Below are 18117 nucleotides of genomic sequence, written 5' to 3'. Positions count from 1 at the left end.
AATGAAAACAAATACTTTTAGGAGGTTTAATCTATGGTATTAGCACTAATTTTATTAGCTGTAGCAATTGTGTGTGTTATTGCAATTTTCCGTGAATTTAAACGACAAAATATGTTCGGTGCAGCATTTTCAGCAATCTCAGCATTAGTATTCGGTTTTTTCTCAATTGCAACAATATACTGGGAATTAATTAGACCATTAGTTACTGGCGAGTAATTTCATTTTGTTAAGTAAAATTAATAAAGCCCTCTCATCCTTATGATGAGGGGCTTTATTATTATTTGAACCATATAGGAAGTATTTCTATACTTAATAAATCAAACAGTTATTTTTCCTAAAGTAATAAAAGATAGTAAGTGCTAATGAATCACACACTTACTATCTTTTTTATTATTCTACTTCTTCAATTACGTTTTCATCTTTAAAATTATAGAATCGGAATAAATCTCCAAATATAATTTGATCAGAATACGACAACTCTTCTTCTACTTGTTCTATATATAATTGACAAGTAGATTCTTCATCTGCCGTTCCAGTTGTTGTATCAATTAGTTCTCCTGTTTCTCGATTAAAACATTGGTCTTTTGTATAGACATATTCATCTGAAATAAAACTACCATCCCTTAATGCGATATATGGCTTTCTTTCATCAGCAAAAAGATTCGTACCAAACGATAAATCATTCGAATCATCTATACCTAATAAATGTAACAATGTTGGTTTTACATCCACTTGTCCTGCAATTTTAGAAATTACTTCTCCTTCTTGACCTGGTATATGGATATAAAATGGTACTCTTTGAAGTTGTACATGCAAATAGTCCGTGTATTCTTGATCTAAATACATGCTCATTGCTTTTTTATGAAAATCACTAATACCATAGTGATCTCCCATTAATACAATAATAGAATCTTCATACAATCCAGACTCTTTCAAATATGTGAAGAACTCTTCAATAGATTCATCCATGTAACGGGCCGTTTGAAAATAACTATTTAGTGTTTTTGAATTAGAATCGTATTTTTCAATTGTCGCATCTTCTTCCGCTAATTCAAATGGATAGTGATTGGTTAATGTAATAAATTTTGCATAAAATGGTTTTTGCATTGTTTCAAGATATTTCATTGACTGGCTAAAGAAATCTTTATCTTTTAAACCCCACCCAACAGAATTTCCTTCAGTTACTTCATATGCATCAACATCAAAGAAATGATCATATCCTGTGTTTTCATACATCACATCGCGATTCCAAAAACTTTTATTATTCGGATGGAATACAGTAGAATAATATCCTTCATTTCCAATTATTTCAGGTAATGAATGATAATCATTTTGTGCATGAGTAAAGTAAACCGCTCCTCGAGGAGATGGGTACAAGGAATTTTCTACTATAAATTCGGAGTCAGATGTTTTCCCTTGTGCTGTTTGGTGATAAAAGTTTTCGAAATAATAACTTTCTCCAATCAAATCATTTAAAAATGGTGTAACTTCTTCTCCATTTACAGTATTGTTAATAACGAATGTTTGCAATGATTCTAGTGATATAAAGATTACATTTTTATCTTTTGCAATACCATAAAGATCTGTTTTCTCATTATTGGTTGTATTTTCTTGCATATAGTCTGCGATATCTGTTAATTCATTACCATCAGCTAAAACACGTTGTGCTTTTGACTTTGAATGCATGATTGCATCGTAAATATGATAATTGAACAAACCAATATTTTTCACTAAATATTCGCGATCGAATGTTCTTTGTAAAAGTTGTGGTCTTTCGATTTCAGCTAAAATGTAATTTCCAACTAAAAACGCAATGGACAACGCTAATGCCATTGTCTTGGTTCGCTTACGATAATTAATTAGTAAACTATCACTTTTTCTAATTGCTAAATACCATATAATAATAACATCAAGAAACAACAGAATATCCCACGGTTTGATTAAATTCAACACACTTGATCCTAAATCTGCTGCATTACTTCCTTGGAATAACAACGGTATTGTTATGAAATCAGAAAAGTTACGATAAAACACAATATTAAAGTAAATAATCAATGATCCAATGAGTATCATATATTTAATATACTTCTTTTGTCTTCTTTCTTTAAACCAAACACTTAAAGTGAATAAAAAGAATGACACAACAAAAGCATTTATAAATAAAATAAACTCTTGCATTGGATTTTCTAATGAAATATTGAATACAAAACGGTATACAATATACGTTTTAAGACCAAATAATAGTGCTGCGATTAAATATAACGGCATGTGCAGCCTCTTGTTTAACATTTAACTTCCTCCTCAAAAATTGCCCCAAAATACATTTTAAAATTCATCTCTCTATTATAGACGGAAAATATAACATGAAAGTTTCATAATTTTTATAAAAAAATTACATTCTCTTAACAAATTGATCGGTTTATGATTTTTGTAAGGCTAAAAAAGCCCCTCCAAAAATTCCAGCATCATTTCCTAAGTCTGCAATAACAATTTCACAAGCCTCTTTTGCTCTAGGCAATGCATATTTGTCGAATGACTTTTGTAATGGTTTACTTAATTGTTCCCCAGCTTTCGATACTCCACCACCAATTACTATTTTTGCAGGGTTTAATGTAACAGCTAAATTTGCCAGAGCTAATCCTAAATGATCTAGGATATACTCAATTAATTGATTAGTAGATTCATCTCCACTTCTTGCTATTTCAAAAATGTCTTTTGTAGATAAATTTCCTTGCTCTTGCAATCTTACTTTTAGAGAATCAGCTTTTCCCTCTTCAATCCATTGTTTTGCAACTCGCACAAAACCTGTCGCTGAAGCAATTGTTTCTAAGCATCCTGTTCTTCCACAATTACAATGATAGCCATTTTCAGGAATTACAGTCATGTGACCTATTTCGGCACCAGTACCATTTGTGCCTGTTAAAATCTGTCCATTTGCGATAATTCCTCCACCAACTCCTGTTCCAAGAGTTACTGCTAACATGTTAGATACTAATTGGCCTGAACCTTTCCAATTCTCTCCTAATGCCGCAATATTGGCATCATTATCAATATACACAGGTAAATTCGATAAGTTCTCTAATATTTCTTTTAAATTAAAATCATGCCAACCGATGTTTACCGCTATTGCAACAACTCCAGAAATAGGATCGATAAAACCCGGAGCACCGACACCTATTCCTATTAATCTATCATACCCAATTTGCAAATCAGTTAATCGTGTTTTAATCGAATTCCATATATCATAAGGAACATTTTCTCCATGGTTAGTTATATCTGTATCAATTTCCCACTTATCAATTAATGTTCCTTCTTTTGTAATAATACCGTGTTTTATTGTCGTTCCACCGATATCCACGCCGATTAATAAGTCCTTCACAATATACCACCCTATTTTCTATTTTAATTTATTTATCTCTTCACTTAATAAAAGCTTAGCGCTTATATATTGTTCTTTTGTGATTACTTTCACTTGGTATAACTCAGTAATTTCCTCAACCATCAGTTCTAAATCTGCAAGACGATCACCTATGTAGATGATCGTCCCGAATTTCATTAATAATTTTCTTACATCATATATGCTATTCACTTGAATCACCTAACATATTATAACAAAACAATACGTAAAAAGAAAGAATAAACACGATTGTTTAACTATATTAATGAGTGAATTTATTTATGTGTACAAATCATCGATCAGGATCTTGAGGGTTTAAAAATGATGGTCTAGAATTATCAGTCGGAATTGGTTGTCTAATTAGTACATTTAACATAGCTTTCGCATCAAATGGAATAAACGGCCAAAAGTAACCAATATAAAAAGTTTTTAACTGAATTAAATACAATAGAAATATGGTACTTCCGATTACAAAACCTTCTAATCCAAACAAAGCTGTTGCTATTAATAAAATTATTCGAATCAAGCGATTTGCTAAACTTAGTTCATAGCTTGGTGTTGCAAAAGTGCCCATTACTGCTGCTGCTAAATACAATATTACTTCATTAGAAAACAAACCTACTTCGACAGCAATTTGGCCAATTAAGATAGCTGAAACAAGGCCTAATGCTGTTGCAAGGGCTGAAGGAGTATGAATTGCTGCCATTCTTAATACATCTACTCCCACTTCCGCAAGAATAAATTGATATATTAATGGAATTAATCCAATATCTTTTGGACCGATAAAATGTAATGAATCTGGAAGCAAATTAGTTTCCATTGACAATAAATAATATAAAGGTAATAAAAATATAGATGCAAAGACCGCTAAAAAGCGTACCAACCTTAAATACACGCCAACAAACGGCTTTTGACGATATTCCTCCGCATGTTGCAAATGATGCCAAAATGTTGCTGGTGTGATCATAACGCTTGGTGAACCATCTATAATCACAAGAATATGTCCTTCGTAAAGATGCGTAGCTGCAGTGTCTGGTCTCTCTGTATATCTTATGGTGGGATATGGATTCCATGTTTTTCCGCTCAAATATTCTTCAATTGTTTTTTCTGCCATTGGTAGGCCATCTGTATCAATTTCTTCTAAGTGGGATTTTAATTGATCCACTTTTTTCTGGTCCGCAACGTCTGCTATATAACATACACATACATCTGTTTTTGATCTTCTTCCTATAGACATATATTCCATACGTAATGATCGATCACGAACTTTTCTTCTTGTAAGTGCAGTATTAAAAATAATTGTTTCTACATACCCATCTCTTGCTCCTCTAACCACTTTCTCTAAGTCAGGCTCAGCCGGTCCTCTAACAGGGTATGTTCGTGCATCAATTATGATTACATGATCGATACCATCTACTACTAATGCTGTTGGACCAGCAAGTACTGTCTCGGCTGCTTTGTTTAAATCTTTTTCTACATCTAATTCGACATATGGCAAGTATCTTTTAAGTAGTCGTTCAAGTGTATTTTCAGCTAAGTCTTTTTCATCAAGCTCTGCTAAAAATCGCATTAAATAATGCAATATTTCATCCTTAGCAAATCCGTCAACTAAAAATAAAGACATGCTTCTGTTTGCATATTCTAAATCTAAATGAATTAAATCAAAACTTTTATCTACCTGTAAATAATCACGTATATATTTTATATTCGAATCATAATTATGTGATAAAAACTTTTGTTCATTCATATTTACACACCTACTTTTACATAATATGTTTTTTAGTATTTGCAATAGTATTAAAAACATACTAATTTAGGACAAGTTTACTAAGATGAGGGGTTATAAAATGAGAGTAAAGCAACTGATTGTCAGTATATGTATCATTACATTTTTATTATTTATTCTTTTTGAGAAGGAATCGCAAGAAATGATTAAGTATTTTCCTTTTGATGAATCGATGTCATTTATAGAGGCAGAAACGAACTTGTCTTTAGTTGAGCAAACTGGTAATGATCAATATAAAGTGAATTGGAAAGTGGACAGTAACTTACAACAACCTATTTACTTACGTCAAGATGTATCTTTATTATTCATGGATGGACAACTAAAAGGAATAAAAAGTTTATGGAAAGAAGAAGAAAGTAAAATTTCCCTTAATGAGGACATTGATGAAAGTGACAGTAGTCATTTTGAAGCAATTAGTTATCATCATGGAGAAATTCATTATCCAAATGATGAAATAAAAAGTATTCAACAAATGACCTATGATGAATTGTATGTTATTGATTCACCATATTCTCCCTTAGAATCTTTTCACAAAGCAGAAAGTGATTTTCAATTAGAATGGGCAAAAACATTAACACATACAACAGATCAAGCATTACATTATCGATGGAAACAATGGATGGAGAAGTTAGATATTGCATCTAATGATTATATTCTCCATCCATTAGTAAATATATATGAATTTTCTAGTAAACCATTGAATGGCTTTAGTCAAGCAGAAACAAATAAAATCATTGCTCAATTATGGGAAGGTTTGTATAAAGAATATATCATACCATTATCCAATACATCTACCGCTTCTCCATTATATATGCCTATTATCCTAATTAGTAAAAATTATGACCATTTATTTGTTTTATTTAACGATGCCACCAATCAAGTACAAGCGTTAAAACAAATCATTCCTTAATTACTGTAAATATTGTTCTAATTGCTGATATTTTTCATTTTCTGGATCTATGTCATTTAATTGCTTAATTAATGGAGTACTCTTTTCTAACTGATTCGTTTCCAAATATAATAATGACAGGTTGAACATTGCTTCTTCAAACTTTGGATCATTTGCTACAATTTGTTCTAAATCAATGATTGCTTTATCGTATTCGCCTATTTGGATAGTTGCATAGGCACGATAAAACAACACATCATTTTCATATTCTTCCATATACGGTAACAACTCAGATGTATAATGTATGGTTTCTTCATATTTCTCTTGTTCAATCAATTGTAAAATTGCATGTAGTACTACCGCACCATTGTAATGATTCTTTTCATTTACAGTACCAAAACCGATTAATCCAATTGCTAGAATTATATATGAAATAGAAGCTACGATCTGCCACTTCATATTTTTCTTTTGACGGAACATTACTATATATGCACTAATAAATCCACCAATTAATCCACCTAGATGCGCACTATTATCAATTTGAGCAACTGAAAAACCTAATACTACATTCATTGCTATGACAAGTATCACGTTCCAACCTAACGTTCGAAAAAAAACTTTTGGGTATTGTGTACCGAAACACAATAACGCTCCAAACAAACCGAATATAGCACCAGATGCACCAGCAGCAATACTGTCATTAAATGCAAAACTAGCTAAACCACCAATAAAGCCAGAGAGTAAGTAAATAATCAAAAATCGACTATTTCCAAAAATCCGTTCAACTAAAGTACCAACATAGTATAATGCCAACATATTTAAAATGATGTGAATAAATCCGATATGGAGAAACATTGATGTGAAAATTCTCCACCATTCACCAGTTACAATTGCATGATTATATTTCGCTCCAAATGTAAGCAGTGTTTCAATGGAAGTAGAGCCACCTGATATTTCTAGTAAAATAAACATCACACAATTTATAGCAATGAAGACATACGTCCAAATTGGTTTACCTTGTTGATATAATGCTCTTATCTCTTCTTGTTTATTGTGATGTATGCTAATAATTTCTTGTTTGGATTCTTGTAACTTTTGATCTATCTCCATCATCTCATGAGATAGATTCACTTGCGCTATATGTTTTACCTCAAGCAAATTGAGCATTTTTATCCATTCATCTAATTCCATATTCTCTGTAACCAAATGCACGTATCTTGAGTAAGTAGTACCTTCATACCGTTCCCATTCATCGACCGGAGGGTAATCCGTAATAAAAATATGATGAAAAGTCAGGTTTTTTTTACTCCACTTATTCATTTGACTTTTTATATATTTTTCTTCTAAAAATTTGATTCTCTTATGTAACTCATTTGCCCAATTATATTGATTTGTAGAGACAAAAAGAACTTTATGTACATTTCTGCTTCTTTTCACTAATAAATACTCTGTAAAATGTTCATTTATCTGTAATAATTCAAAATCTTCCTTAAGCAAATGTAGTACAATTTGACTTTGAACATATTGATTTTTCAAAAGCATACAACCACCTACCTTTTTTATATCATACCATTTTATCTGTTTGAATCGTACTAATAAGTAAGTAGTGTATGCTTTTGAATGTTCTCACTAAATTGAGATACAAGATAAAGTAATAATCATTTTTAATTGTTAACGTGAAAACATCTGCTTCATCAATTTATTACGGAAATATGGAATTCTCATCGACAATCTTACACCAATTTTCCTTAAGAACGGTATCGAAACAAGTAAATTCATTACTTTCATTCGATATTTATATAATGTACTTACAGAAGCAATCAATATCATGAAGATTTTTACTATTCGCATCCTTTTCACTCCTTTGATAAATTCATAAAGTGTGACGTTAAAAGTTGTTTGCTATCCTTTCTACATATTTTAAAGTTGATACAAACAATACGTCTTGATGCATGTAGTATATCCAAATCATCTATATACTATAAAATTTTATTTTTTGCATTGTATAACACTTGAATTTGTAATAATACAATCTACTTGAATATCATGTTTTTCATGTATATCTTCCTTAACAATTTGAAAATCAGCGGCTAGTGCGATTTTGGTGTTCTTATAATTTTTTAGATACCGATCAAAATATCCCCCACCGTAGCCAATGCGGTCACCATCCATAGTAAATGCTAAGCCAGGTACAATCATTACATCTATTGATGCTTTTGATATAATTTGTGATGAATGTTGAACAGGCTCATACAAATCTAAAAAAGTATTCTCTAACTGTTCAAAGTTATCACATTGATAAAAAGTCATCGTATTCGTAATACGGTCACATCTAGGTAATACAACCTTCTTTCCCTCTTCCCAACCTTTCTCTATAATTCGAATCGTATCCCATTCATGTTTCATCGAATAAGTTGCAGCTACAACATGAGATTTTTTCCAATAGGATGTATCAAATAATATTTGATGTATTTGGCTCTCTATTGTATTTCTATTCTGAATATTTTTTAATTTGTTCAACATTTTCTTACGAATAGACGCTTTAATGTCCACATGAAGTCCTCCAAACTACTGGTTTTGTAAAATTATATTGTAGCAAAGGTGGAATAAAATTGAGAAACGACTACAACATAATTTCAATATACTAGCCAAATAAAAAACTCCTACTGTATAGTAGGAGTTTTTTATTTGTTACTTAGTTTCTCTGTGTAACGTATGTTTTTTTAAACGTGGGCAGTATTTTTTTAGCTCCATGCGTTCTGGATGTTTACGTTTATTTTTAGTCGTAATATAATTACGATCACCTGTTTCAGTACAAGCTAATGTAATATTAACGCGCATTATTTTCCCTCCAAACTTCACCATCATCTTTAATATCGAATCTGTACCTAAAATATAATAGCAAAAAGTCTGATTAATTTCAAGTAAATGTTGAAAATGACATAATAAATTAAAAGATAAATGACAATCTTACTGTATGCTTAATTTTAACATCAAGATTAGTATAGTTGTTTGCATTTTTAAATTGGAATGAAGCGATGACTTCTCGCCTATAACAGATTAATATGCTATACTAATTATTAACAATATACATATACATAGGATTACAAAGGAGGTACATTTTACATGATGATTAGTAGTTTAATAATATTAGCAATTATTAGTATTATTTTATGGATATTTTCTTATTTTATGAAGGATAGATACAAACAATTAGAAGACCAATTTGAACAATTCTCCATTTCGTCATTACAAGAAACATACCAAATAAAGAAGAAATTAAAGATATTAGAAGAAGAATTGCTAGTTGATGATGAAGATTTTGTGAATGAACCATTTAAAAATAATAATCAAGATATACGTTTTTAAGTAAAAAAAGAAAGGAATCTACTATGAAACAATTAGTTAGAGGTTTCTCCATTGGGATATTTATTACAACCATTATAATTGGAGTGATTTATTTTTTAGATAAACCAGCAAATGGTCATGCAATAGATGATTTAACAGAAGAAGAAGCGATTCAATTTTTAAAAGAAAAAGGCTATTATACATATACCGAAGATCTTGAAACAAAATTAGCAGAATCAGAGGAAAAATTAGCACTATTGGCTATCGAAAATTCATCGAATAGCAATAATGTAACAGGCGAAGAAGAACCCTCTACTGAGAATGAAGAAATTACTTATTCATTAGTTATAGAGCCTGGTATGACAGTTCATGATATATCTGAATTATTGTTAACTCAACAGATTATTTCAAATGAAGAAGATTTTTTGAACTTTTTCACCCAAGAAGAATTAACCACACTTATTCAAATCGGAACATTTGAATTAACCAACCAAATGTCTATTCTTGAAATAGCTCAAATCATTACACGTACAGAAATAGAAGCGTAACATAACATGTTACGCTTCTTTATATTTATTTGATAAATTATCAAATTAATACATATAGACAAAAATTAACAAACTGAGATACGGGCATCTAAATGCATCATTATGAGTTTAAATCAGCAGATTCTCCTTTTACTAAATACATGACATCTTCACCTATGTTTGTTGCATGATCACCAATTCGTTCCACAAATCGACCACTAAACGCTACTTGCATAATATGTTCAATGTTTAAATGATTAGTAGCAGTTCTTTCAAATAATTCTGTTAACATAGATGAGTACATGTGATCAATTAAATCATCCATTTCTGCAAGTTTTCTAGCAAAACTAATGTCTTCATTTTCATATGCTTTAATTGCAATATCAATCATTTTAATCGCAATTTCTCTCATTTCATCAATATTACCATGAACGATTAACTCATGTTCAGCACCTAAACGTAACGCAGCTTTTGCAATATTTTTGGCGTTATCTGCCATACGCTCTAGGTCTGTTGACATTCTTATTGCAACTACTAATCTTCTTAAATCAGTAGCAACAGGTTGTTGACGAGCAATTAACAAAATCGCTGTTTCATTAATACTGAAATCTAACTGATCTAATTCTTTATCTGTTTTTATAACATCATTTGCTAGATCTGTATTACGATCGTATAAGGCTTTTACTGCATTATCTAATTGTGTTTGCGTTTTTTTTGCTAATTGAATGATTAATTTCTCCACTTTTTCTAATTCAATTTCAAAATTTTCTCTTCCTACCATACTACACTTCCTATCTCTTCTAAAATAATATTATCCAAATCTTCCAGTTATATAATCTTCCGTTCTTTTGTCTTTCGGATTAGAGAATAATTGATCAGTATCCGTAAATTCCACTAACTCTCCATTTAACATAAATGCTGTTTTGTCAGATATACGAGCTGCTTGTTGCATATTATGTGTAACAATTACAATGGTATAATCTTTCTTTAATTCTTTAATTAACTCTTCCACTTTCAATGTAGAAATAGGATCTAATGCGGAAGTCGGTTCATCCATTAAAATAACATCAGGTTCTATTGCAAGACAACGAGCAATACAAATCCTTTGTTGCTGTCCTCCTGAAAGGCCGTATGCATTTTGATTTAATCGATCTTTCACTTCATCCCAAATTGCTGCGCCTCTTAAACCTTTTTCTACTATTTCATCTAGTACTTTTTTCTTTTTGATACCATGAATCTTAGGACCGTATGCAACATTTTCATAAATAGATTTCGGAAATGGATTTGGCTTTTGAAATACCATTCCCACATGCGTTCGTAACTCTTCCACTAACATCTTTTTACTAAATATATCTTTATCATTATATTTAATACTTCCAGAAGTATTCACAGAAGGAATCGTTTCAATCATTCGATTCAATGTTTTTAACAAAGTTGATTTTCCACATCCCGATGGTCCAATTACCGCTGTAATTTCATTTCGTGGTATTTTCATATTGATTTGATGGATTGCTTGGTCATTACCATACCACAAGTTAAAATCTTCGATAGAAAATGCTGCATTATTGTTTATAATTGTTGTCATAATAACCCCTCTTTAATTAATATCTATTTTGAAATTTATTTCGAATCCACACAGCAATAGCATTCATACAAAGTAAAATAATTAATAAGACAATAATCCCTGCTGCTGCTACATACTGCCATTCTTCTTGTGGTCGAGATGTCCAACTCCATATTTGCATTGGCATAACTGTATATTTGGAAAATATTGAATCAGGTATTGTATAAATTGCAGCTGCTGCTCCAACGATAATTAATGGTGCAGTTTCTCCAATTGCTCTTGATAATGCCAAAATAGAACCTGTTAATATTCCAGGTATTGATGCAGGTAGTACAATTCGCCATATTGTTTGCCATTTAGTTGCACCCATACCGATAGATGCATCTCTTAGTTCTTTTGGCACGGAACGAATTGCTTCTTGTGCTGCTACAACAATGACAGGTAGAACTAACAAACTCATCGTTAATGCACCTGCGATCAATGTATATCCAAGCTCTAACATATAGACAAAAAAAGTTAAACCAAGCAGACCAAACACAATGGATGGCACACCTGCTAAATTTTGAACATTGACCTGAATAAATCTTGTGAATTTATTTTGTTTTGCGTATTCTTCTAAATAAATTGCTGTTGAAACTCCTAAAATGATTGCTACAGGAGCCGTAATTGCAATCATAAATAGAGAACCCATTAACCCTGCAAAAATTCCTGCTTCTTCAATATATGGAGCTGGATAATTTTTCAAAAAATCTATAGTTAAATAGTCAAGACCTTGACTTAATATTCGATAAATTAGAACACCTAAAAATAATAAAGCAATAGATGTTGCAAAAATAAACAGTAATTTGAATAATTTGTTTAGAATTACTCTATTTTTTAATTTGGATGTATTATTCGTATGCATTAATAATCCTCCCTAAACTTTCTCGAAATATACTGTGACAAGATATTCATCAACAATGTGAAGACGAATAACGTAAAACCAACAGCATAAATGCTATTATATATAACCGAGTGATAGGAAGTATCTCCAGTTGCACCTTGAACAATAAATGCCGTCAATGTTTGGATTGATTGAGTTGGATCAAATGTCATATTTGGTGTTGCTCCAGCAGCTATCGTCACAATCATCGTTTCACCGATTGCTCTAGAAATCGCTAAAACTACAGACGCAATAATTCCTGATAAAGCTGCAGGAAGTACTACTTTTATTGCAACTTCAAATTTTGTTGCACCTAACCCCAAAGCACCATCTCTTAAACTTCTAGGAACAGCACTCATTGCATCTTCGGATAATGATGCAATCATCGGGATAATCATGATACCTACAACAATCCCTGCACTTAATGCATTAAATATTTTCATATCAGTGAAAATCTCACCAAGTAACGGTGAAACAAAAGTTAATGCAAAGAAACCATACACTACTGTTGGTATCCCTGCTAATATTTCTAAAATTGGTTTGATTGTACGTCTTACTTTTTCTGAAGCATATTCACTTAAATAAATAGCTGCAGCTAAACCTATCGGTAATGCAACACATATTGCGATAACTGTAATTAATAATGTACCAGTAATAAGTGGTGCCACCCCAAATTTATCAGTCCATGGCGACCATTCTGTGCCAAAATAAAAATCCTTTAATGAAACTTTTGTAAAGAAAGTAAGTGATTCTTTTAACAGAGTAAAAACTATTCCTATAGTTGTTAAAACAGAAACAATTGCACAAAATAATAAAAAGATTGGTACTAACTTTTCTACAAGATTACCCAAACTATTAGATTTTTTATTTTTACTAATCATTTCTTGGACGGAATAATTTAAGTTTGCTTTCTTTGTCACAATGAATTTCCCCTTTTCTTCGATACAAAGATGACGGGACAGACAATCACACAATCATGTGATGCTGTCCCAACAATCTTTCATCTATTCCAATTAGTTTGCAGCTTTCTCTTTAATAGCTTCTAATTGTTCTGTATATTTCTCCTCTGGTAAAGCAACATATCCAACTTGCTCCGCACCAGCTCCTGCATTTTCAATAGCAAATTCTACAAAATCTAGTACTTGTGGCTTTTCTTTCATATAAGCTACATTCACATAAGTAAACAACGGACGAGATAACGGTGAATAACTTCCATCTTGAATTGTTGTTGCATCTGGTTTTACAGGATTTCCGTCTCCATTATCAATACCTAATACTTTAAGAGTGTCTTGATTTTCTGCATAGTATGCATATCCGAAGAATCCAATTGCATATGGATCACTTTTAATTCCTGTTACTAACGTGTTATCATCTTCTGATAATGTTACATTTTCACCTTCACGCATAGGCTCTTCTTCTAAAATCACTTCATTCCAGTAATCAAATGTTCCAGAATCGTGTCCTGGACTATAAATTACAATATCCTCTTCTGGCCATTCAGGATTCACATCAGACCATTTTGTTGCACCACCGTCAGCTAAAAAGATTTGTTTTAATTGATCAATTGTTAATGATTCAAGAAAATCATTTTCTTGGCTTACTACAACAGATAATCCATCATACGCTAATTCAATTTCGTGTAACTCAATTCCATTTTCTTCAGCTGTTGCAATTTCTTCATCTTTAATTGGTCGTGAAGCATTACTTAAATCAATTTCACCTACAGTAGATTTTTTAAAACCTCCACCAGATCCTGATGAATTCAATGCAATGGTTACATCACCATTTTGTTGGCTGTACTCATATGTTAGATATTCCATGATTGGTAAAACAGTTGATGATCCATCTATATTTATTGGACCAGATACCGATGCATCTTCGTCAGCATTTGCTTCTTCATTGTTCTCACTTGCATTTGCTTCATTAGAGCTGTCATCTGTTCCTGCATCATCTGGTGCATTACCACATGCTGCCAATACTCCAATCGATAAGATTGCTATTGCCACTACCATCATTAACTTCCATTTACTCATTGCTTTTCCCCCTAATAGGCTCTTTTTTTTAAAAGCTTGTTTCATTAGCTTCTATTTCATAGTACAGGAAAACTATTAATTAACTATTAAGCAAATGTAAAGACTGTGTAAATTTGATTAATGTCACGTTTAATATATTAGTTTAAATTCTATAATACTTAAAAAGCCCCTAGATAGTAGAAGTAAACCTACCATCTAGGAGCCATGTATAATTCTATTCTTCTTCTTTCTCCGCTTCTGTCGTTTCATTATTTGTTTCTTTTTTTAATTCATAATATTTATCTACAATTCTTTTACCAATCATGTGATTTATACGATATTGACCTGAACCAGTACCATTCTTAGGTACAACGACAGCAAAAGCTATTTCTGGATTTTCAGCCGGACTATATCCAACAAGTGTTAAATTCTCTGTATTTGCAACGATTTCCCCATCTTTAAATTGCGGATTTTCAGCAGTTCCTGTCTTACCTGCTATTGAGTAATCTCTATTGCTCCATACATTGTTCGCTGCAGTACCTGAACGAAATACTTCTTTGAATCCTAATTGCACTTGATCAATCTCATCGTCAGACATTTCAATTTTGTTTAAAACTTCTGTATTATATACATCAAGTACTGGACCTAATTGTTCAGAGTCTCCGCTCGGTTCTCTAATTTCTTTTAATAAATGCGGCTTTACTCTGTAGCCATCATTTGCAATTGTAGAAACATATTGCGCTAACTGCATCGTTGTGTACGTATCAAATTGACCAATCGAGAAATCGAGTAAGTTACCTGCTTCTGAAGGATTACCAATTACTCCAACAGATTCAAATGGCATATCAATGCCTGTTTCCACACCTAAACCAAATTGATTGTAATAATAACGCATTTTATCAAATGCATCAAAATTAAAGTTGTATAGTGGTTCATTATATCGATATGTCGCACCACTCATCATGATAGCAATTCTCATCATATAGACGTTGGAAGATTTCGCAAGTGCTTGCACATCATTCAAACTAGAACCGAGATACGAATAAGAACTCTTTTCTTCAGATCCTTTAATCTTTATCGATGCTTCAGGTAAATATTGATTTAGCCCAATGACACCTGATTGATATCCTGCTAAAACTGTTGCTCCTTTTATAGAAGAGCCTGGTGCATGTGCATCATATATTACACGATATGCATTGTTAACAAGCTCTTTCTTTTCTCTGTCATATCGAATTGCTGACATCGCCAAAATCTCGCCAGTTCGAGGATTCATCATTACTGCCATCGCATCTTCTAAATAGCCATTATTATTAATAGGGGAAGCAAGTGCATTTTTCAATTCCTCTTCAACAATCTCATCCATTGCTTGTTGTAAGTCTAAATCAATTGTTAAAACTAAATCTTTCCCTCTTTGACCTTCGACTACGACATCTGAACTGATGACATTTCCTTTACTATTCGTAACATAATGTACTTGTTCTTTTCTCCCTCTTAGAACATGTTCATATTGTTGTTCAAGACCGCTTTCTCCGACTCTATCATTCCATGTATAGCCATTGGCCAAATAGTATTCACTATTTTCACGAGGAATCCCTTCATCTGCGCTAGATATATTACCAATAAATGCTGATAGAACATCTTCATGTACTTTTTCACGTTCCCAATCAATCGTTGCATCAATACCAGGTAAATCATGTAGATTTTCAGCAACCATTGCATACTCTTTATCCGTAATTCCTTCATTCACAATCACATGTGGAGAAAGTTCATAAGCACTATCCAATTCTTTTTTTATTGCCAAAATATTAAGTAATCTATCTGTCCATTCAATTTTTTGTAAATCCTCATCTGTGATAGCATCTAACTCTAACTGGTATCTCTCAGCAGGTTCTTTCTCCTGATCTTTGTCACTTAATCGCTTCGTAATTTCTTCACTATTAAATAAATAATAATATTCTTTTTTATCTCGCTCTTTAATTAGTTTTTCTAACTCGGCACTGTCTTTTTCTATAGTGATGTATTGTGCGAGTTTTTCAGCCAATTCTAATCTCACTTGAGCACTATCCCCATTTTTTGGTGGTGTGTATGTAATTGATTTAACTGCTTTATTATCTAAAAGAAGTTGATGATCGCGGTCATACATTTTACCTCGGGGAACTGACTTTTCAGATGGCGTATTTTCGGTTTGATCTATTTCACGTTGTGCTTCTTCTCCATTTAGTATTTGAACAATACCTAATTGAACTATCAATAATGAAAAAATAAAAAAAACAGCAACAAATAAAATATTTAATCGAAAAGGTAATTGCGGTTTTTTCTTTCTTTTTTTTCTTTTTTTCAATAAATTTCTTTCATTAACCATAGAAAATCGCTCCTCACTAAAAGTACCCATTAAGTATAGCATGAACGACTTCTACAACAAAAGAAAAAATATGTTTATTCCATCCCTCTTTTTATAATAACTCCTGCAGCTAAATTACCTGCACCAAAAAATAATATTAATATTGCAATGATGGACTCTTGAAATAATACTGTACCAATAATAAAACACACAATTGCTACAATTCTTCCCATATTAATGAATAGTTCACGCATGACAATATATTCAATTCTGTATTCACGAGCACGACGACTTGTACCAATTACATCATAAGTGAGAGAAACAAATGGTACATTAAAAATAGGATAGCTTAATCCAACAATCACACCGTACACAAGTAATGTAATGTAGTTTGTGTGAAAGACAAATATAGCAACAGCTAAATATAACAATAGACCACCAATAAATATCATTATCTTTCTATTTGATTGCTTAATCAACTTAGATATAAAGAAATAGCTTATAAAAGAGCTAAATGAGAATAATAAATTAAAAATACCCAATGCAAATTCACTGTTCGATTCTACATATACCCAAATCGCGATGATAAAGATAAACAAACCTTCTCTCATCCCTTGAGCAATATGAGAATGCAATATCGTTCGCCATGATTTATTTTTTCTTCTTTCATTCTGCACAAATCGGATAGAGAATCTCCCGGTAGCTTTTCTTCTTTGTAAATAGAAAGAAATAATTACAGCTAATATAAATAAAATAAAAGAAACTAAAAATATATACGTATAACCAGTAAAATTATCGAGAATCGAAATAATATAACCAGCAAACAATGGACCAACCATTCCTCCAAACGATTGTAGTGCACCTAAAATACCATTAAAGTAATCACGCGTATCTGGCTCTGTAATTTCAAATGTTAATACGTTAAATGAAAGCCAATAAAACCCATAACCGACACCTAGTAACGCCCCTGCAACATAAGGAATTGTTGTTACATAATCACCAAGTATTAATACAAATATATAAAATAGCGACAAAATAAGAATACCTAAACGTAATATCAGTACCCGATCTACTTTTTTTGCGCATTTGCCCGCGAAATAAAATGATATTGGTTGTAATATGTATATAGCAAGATTGTATGTTGCGATATCGATATATTCACCTGACTTTTTCCAAATGAAGATATTTACAAATGTATTAGACAAAAAAGTAGCAAGGGCATATAACCCACCTATAATCAACAATAGATGTAAATCTTTCTTTACTTTTGACGAGTGATCACTTACTTGACGAAACATTTTATACACCTCAAATTTAATCTATTCTTTATT

19 protein-coding genes are annotated in these 18117 nt (G+C 31.7%); 4 read left to right on the top strand and 15 right to left on the bottom strand.

The features are described 5' to 3' along the window. The first annotated feature begins 33 nt into the window (after positions 1-33). A complete protein-coding gene (locus ACFOZ1_RS12095) occupies positions 34-216 on the top strand; it encodes a DUF2759 family protein (protein ID WP_390199615.1) in 183 nt (60 codons plus the stop codon). 174 nt (positions 217-390) lie between these two features. Here ACFOZ1_RS12095 and ACFOZ1_RS12090 read toward each other — a convergent pair whose 3' ends face one another. The 4 genes from ACFOZ1_RS12090 to ACFOZ1_RS12075 form a co-directional block, all read right to left on the bottom strand. Next, entirely contained in the window at positions 391-2289 is a 1899-nt protein-coding gene (locus ACFOZ1_RS12090) for an LTA synthase family protein (protein WP_390199613.1), read from the bottom strand. 130 nt (positions 2290-2419) lie between these two features. Further along, positions 2420-3379, bottom strand: coding sequence for an ROK family glucokinase (locus ACFOZ1_RS12085; RefSeq protein WP_390199611.1), 960 nt, complete (start codon positions 3377-3379; stop codon positions 2420-2422). 18 nt (positions 3380-3397) lie between these two features. Then, on the bottom strand, positions 3398-3589 hold the full coding sequence (locus ACFOZ1_RS12080; protein WP_390199609.1) for a YqgQ family protein: 192 nt from the start codon (positions 3587-3589) through the stop codon (positions 3398-3400). 100 nt (positions 3590-3689) lie between these two features. Continuing rightward, on the bottom strand, positions 3690-5144 hold the full coding sequence (locus tag ACFOZ1_RS12075; RefSeq protein ID WP_390199607.1) for a spore germination protein: 1455 nt from the start codon (positions 5142-5144) through the stop codon (positions 3690-3692). 100 nt (positions 5145-5244) lie between these two features. On the opposite strand from ACFOZ1_RS12075, the gene ACFOZ1_RS12070 reads away from it, so the two are divergent. Further along, entirely contained in the window at positions 5245-6093 is an 849-nt protein-coding gene (locus ACFOZ1_RS12070; RefSeq protein WP_390199606.1) for a hypothetical protein, read from the top strand. On the opposite strand, the gene ACFOZ1_RS12065 is transcribed toward ACFOZ1_RS12070, so the two are convergent. From ACFOZ1_RS12065 to rpmG, 4 genes are all read right to left on the bottom strand, one after another. After that, positions 6094-7608 carry a rhomboid family intramembrane serine protease gene (locus ACFOZ1_RS12065; RefSeq protein WP_390199604.1) on the bottom strand — a complete coding sequence of 505 codons (1515 nt, stop codon included), beginning with the start codon at positions 7606-7608 and terminating at the stop codon, positions 6094-6096. Positions 7609-7743: 135 nt separating this feature from the next. Continuing rightward, complete coding sequence (locus tag ACFOZ1_RS12060) at positions 7744-7923, bottom strand: hypothetical protein (protein ID WP_390199602.1); 180 nt, start codon at positions 7921-7923, stop codon at positions 7744-7746. Positions 7924-8061: 138 nt separating this feature from the next. Beyond that, the gene (locus ACFOZ1_RS12055) at positions 8062-8625 is read right to left on the bottom strand and encodes a 5-formyltetrahydrofolate cyclo-ligase (RefSeq protein WP_390199600.1); all 564 of its coding nucleotides are present in this window, start codon (positions 8623-8625) and stop codon (positions 8062-8064) included. Between the two features lie 138 nt (positions 8626-8763). Beyond that, positions 8764-8913, bottom strand: a complete 150-nt coding sequence (gene rpmG / locus ACFOZ1_RS12050; RefSeq protein ID WP_390199598.1) for a 50S ribosomal protein L33 — start codon at positions 8911-8913, stop codon at positions 8764-8766. A 288-nt stretch (positions 8914-9201) separates the two neighbouring features. On the opposite strand from rpmG, the gene ACFOZ1_RS12045 reads away from it, so the two are divergent. Both ACFOZ1_RS12045 and ACFOZ1_RS12040 read left to right on the top strand, forming a co-directional pair. Further along, complete coding sequence (locus ACFOZ1_RS12045) at positions 9202-9441, top strand: hypothetical protein (protein WP_390199597.1); 240 nt, start codon at positions 9202-9204, stop codon at positions 9439-9441. A 23-nt stretch (positions 9442-9464) separates the two neighbouring features. Beyond that, the gene (locus ACFOZ1_RS12040) at positions 9465-9968 is read left to right on the top strand and encodes a hypothetical protein (protein ID WP_390199595.1); all 504 of its coding nucleotides are present in this window, start codon (positions 9465-9467) and stop codon (positions 9966-9968) included. Between the two features lie 100 nt (positions 9969-10068). On the opposite strand, the gene phoU is transcribed toward ACFOZ1_RS12040, so the two are convergent. From phoU to ACFOZ1_RS12005, 7 genes are all read right to left on the bottom strand, one after another. Beyond that, a complete protein-coding gene (gene phoU / locus ACFOZ1_RS12035) occupies positions 10069-10728 on the bottom strand; it encodes a phosphate signaling complex protein PhoU (RefSeq protein ID WP_390199593.1) in 660 nt (219 codons plus the stop codon). A 30-nt stretch (positions 10729-10758) separates the two neighbouring features. Then, positions 10759-11532, bottom strand: coding sequence for a phosphate ABC transporter ATP-binding protein PstB (gene pstB, locus ACFOZ1_RS12030; protein ID WP_390199591.1), 774 nt, complete (start codon positions 11530-11532; stop codon positions 10759-10761). A 16-nt stretch (positions 11533-11548) separates the two neighbouring features. After that, positions 11549-12415, bottom strand: coding sequence for a phosphate ABC transporter permease PstA (gene pstA / locus ACFOZ1_RS12025; protein WP_390199590.1), 867 nt, complete (start codon positions 12413-12415; stop codon positions 11549-11551). Beyond that, a complete protein-coding gene (pstC, locus tag ACFOZ1_RS12020) occupies positions 12415-13356 on the bottom strand; it encodes a phosphate ABC transporter permease subunit PstC (RefSeq protein ID WP_390199751.1) in 942 nt (313 codons plus the stop codon). Before pstC ends, pstA begins: the two co-directional genes overlap by 1 nt. Positions 13357-13446: 90 nt before the next feature. Continuing rightward, a complete protein-coding gene (locus ACFOZ1_RS12015) occupies positions 13447-14466 on the bottom strand; it encodes a PstS family phosphate ABC transporter substrate-binding protein (protein ID WP_390199589.1) in 1020 nt (339 codons plus the stop codon). A 214-nt stretch (positions 14467-14680) separates the two neighbouring features. Further along, positions 14681-16807 carry a peptidoglycan D,D-transpeptidase FtsI family protein gene (locus tag ACFOZ1_RS12010; protein WP_390199587.1) on the bottom strand — a complete coding sequence of 709 codons (2127 nt, stop codon included), beginning with the start codon at positions 16805-16807 and terminating at the stop codon, positions 14681-14683. Between the two features lie 74 nt (positions 16808-16881). After that, positions 16882-18084, bottom strand: a complete 1203-nt coding sequence (locus tag ACFOZ1_RS12005) for an MFS transporter (protein WP_390199585.1) — start codon at positions 18082-18084, stop codon at positions 16882-16884. Positions 18085-18117: the final 33 nt, after the last annotated feature.

This window comes from Gracilibacillus marinus, assembly GCF_042651725.1.
Taxonomy (GTDB): Bacteria; Bacillota; Bacilli; order Bacillales; family Amphibacillaceae; genus Gracilibacillus; species Gracilibacillus marinus.
This window is presented reverse-complemented; position numbering and strand designations above follow the sequence as displayed.

What these genes read in the sequence shown, in the direction of transcription:
- ACFOZ1_RS12045 (WP_390199597.1), top strand. Translation starts at nt 9,202, where the DNA reads ATGATTAGTAGTTTAATAATATTAGCAATTATTAGTATTATTTTATGG.
- ACFOZ1_RS12075 (WP_390199607.1), bottom strand. Translation starts at nt 5,144, where the DNA reads ATGAATGAACAAAAGTTTTTATCACATAATTATGATTCGAATATAAAA.
- ACFOZ1_RS12005 (WP_390199585.1), bottom strand. Translation starts at nt 18,084, where the DNA reads ATGTTTCGTCAAGTAAGTGATCACTCGTCAAAAGTAAAGAAAGATTTA.
- pstA (WP_390199590.1), bottom strand. Translation starts at nt 12,415, where the DNA reads ATGCATACGAATAATACATCCAAATTAAAAAATAGAGTAATTCTAAAC.
- ACFOZ1_RS12095 (WP_390199615.1), top strand. Translation starts at nt 34, where the DNA reads ATGGTATTAGCACTAATTTTATTAGCTGTAGCAATTGTGTGTGTTATT.
- ACFOZ1_RS12010 (WP_390199587.1), bottom strand. Translation starts at nt 16,807, where the DNA reads ATGGTTAATGAAAGAAATTTATTGAAAAAAAGAAAAAAAAGAAAGAAA.
- ACFOZ1_RS12060 (WP_390199602.1), bottom strand. Translation starts at nt 7,923, where the DNA reads ATGCGAATAGTAAAAATCTTCATGATATTGATTGCTTCTGTAAGTACA.
- pstB (WP_390199591.1), bottom strand. Translation starts at nt 11,532, where the DNA reads ATGACAACAATTATAAACAATAATGCAGCATTTTCTATCGAAGATTTT.
- ACFOZ1_RS12090 (WP_390199613.1), bottom strand. Translation starts at nt 2,289, where the DNA reads ATGTTAAACAAGAGGCTGCACATGCCGTTATATTTAATCGCAGCACTA.
- rpmG (WP_390199598.1), bottom strand. Translation starts at nt 8,913, where the DNA reads ATGCGCGTTAATATTACATTAGCTTGTACTGAAACAGGTGATCGTAAT.
- ACFOZ1_RS12070 (WP_390199606.1), top strand. Translation starts at nt 5,245, where the DNA reads ATGAGAGTAAAGCAACTGATTGTCAGTATATGTATCATTACATTTTTA.
- ACFOZ1_RS12040 (WP_390199595.1), top strand. Translation starts at nt 9,465, where the DNA reads ATGAAACAATTAGTTAGAGGTTTCTCCATTGGGATATTTATTACAACC.
- phoU (WP_390199593.1), bottom strand. Translation starts at nt 10,728, where the DNA reads ATGGTAGGAAGAGAAAATTTTGAAATTGAATTAGAAAAAGTGGAGAAA.
- ACFOZ1_RS12015 (WP_390199589.1), bottom strand. Translation starts at nt 14,466, where the DNA reads ATGAGTAAATGGAAGTTAATGATGGTAGTGGCAATAGCAATCTTATCG.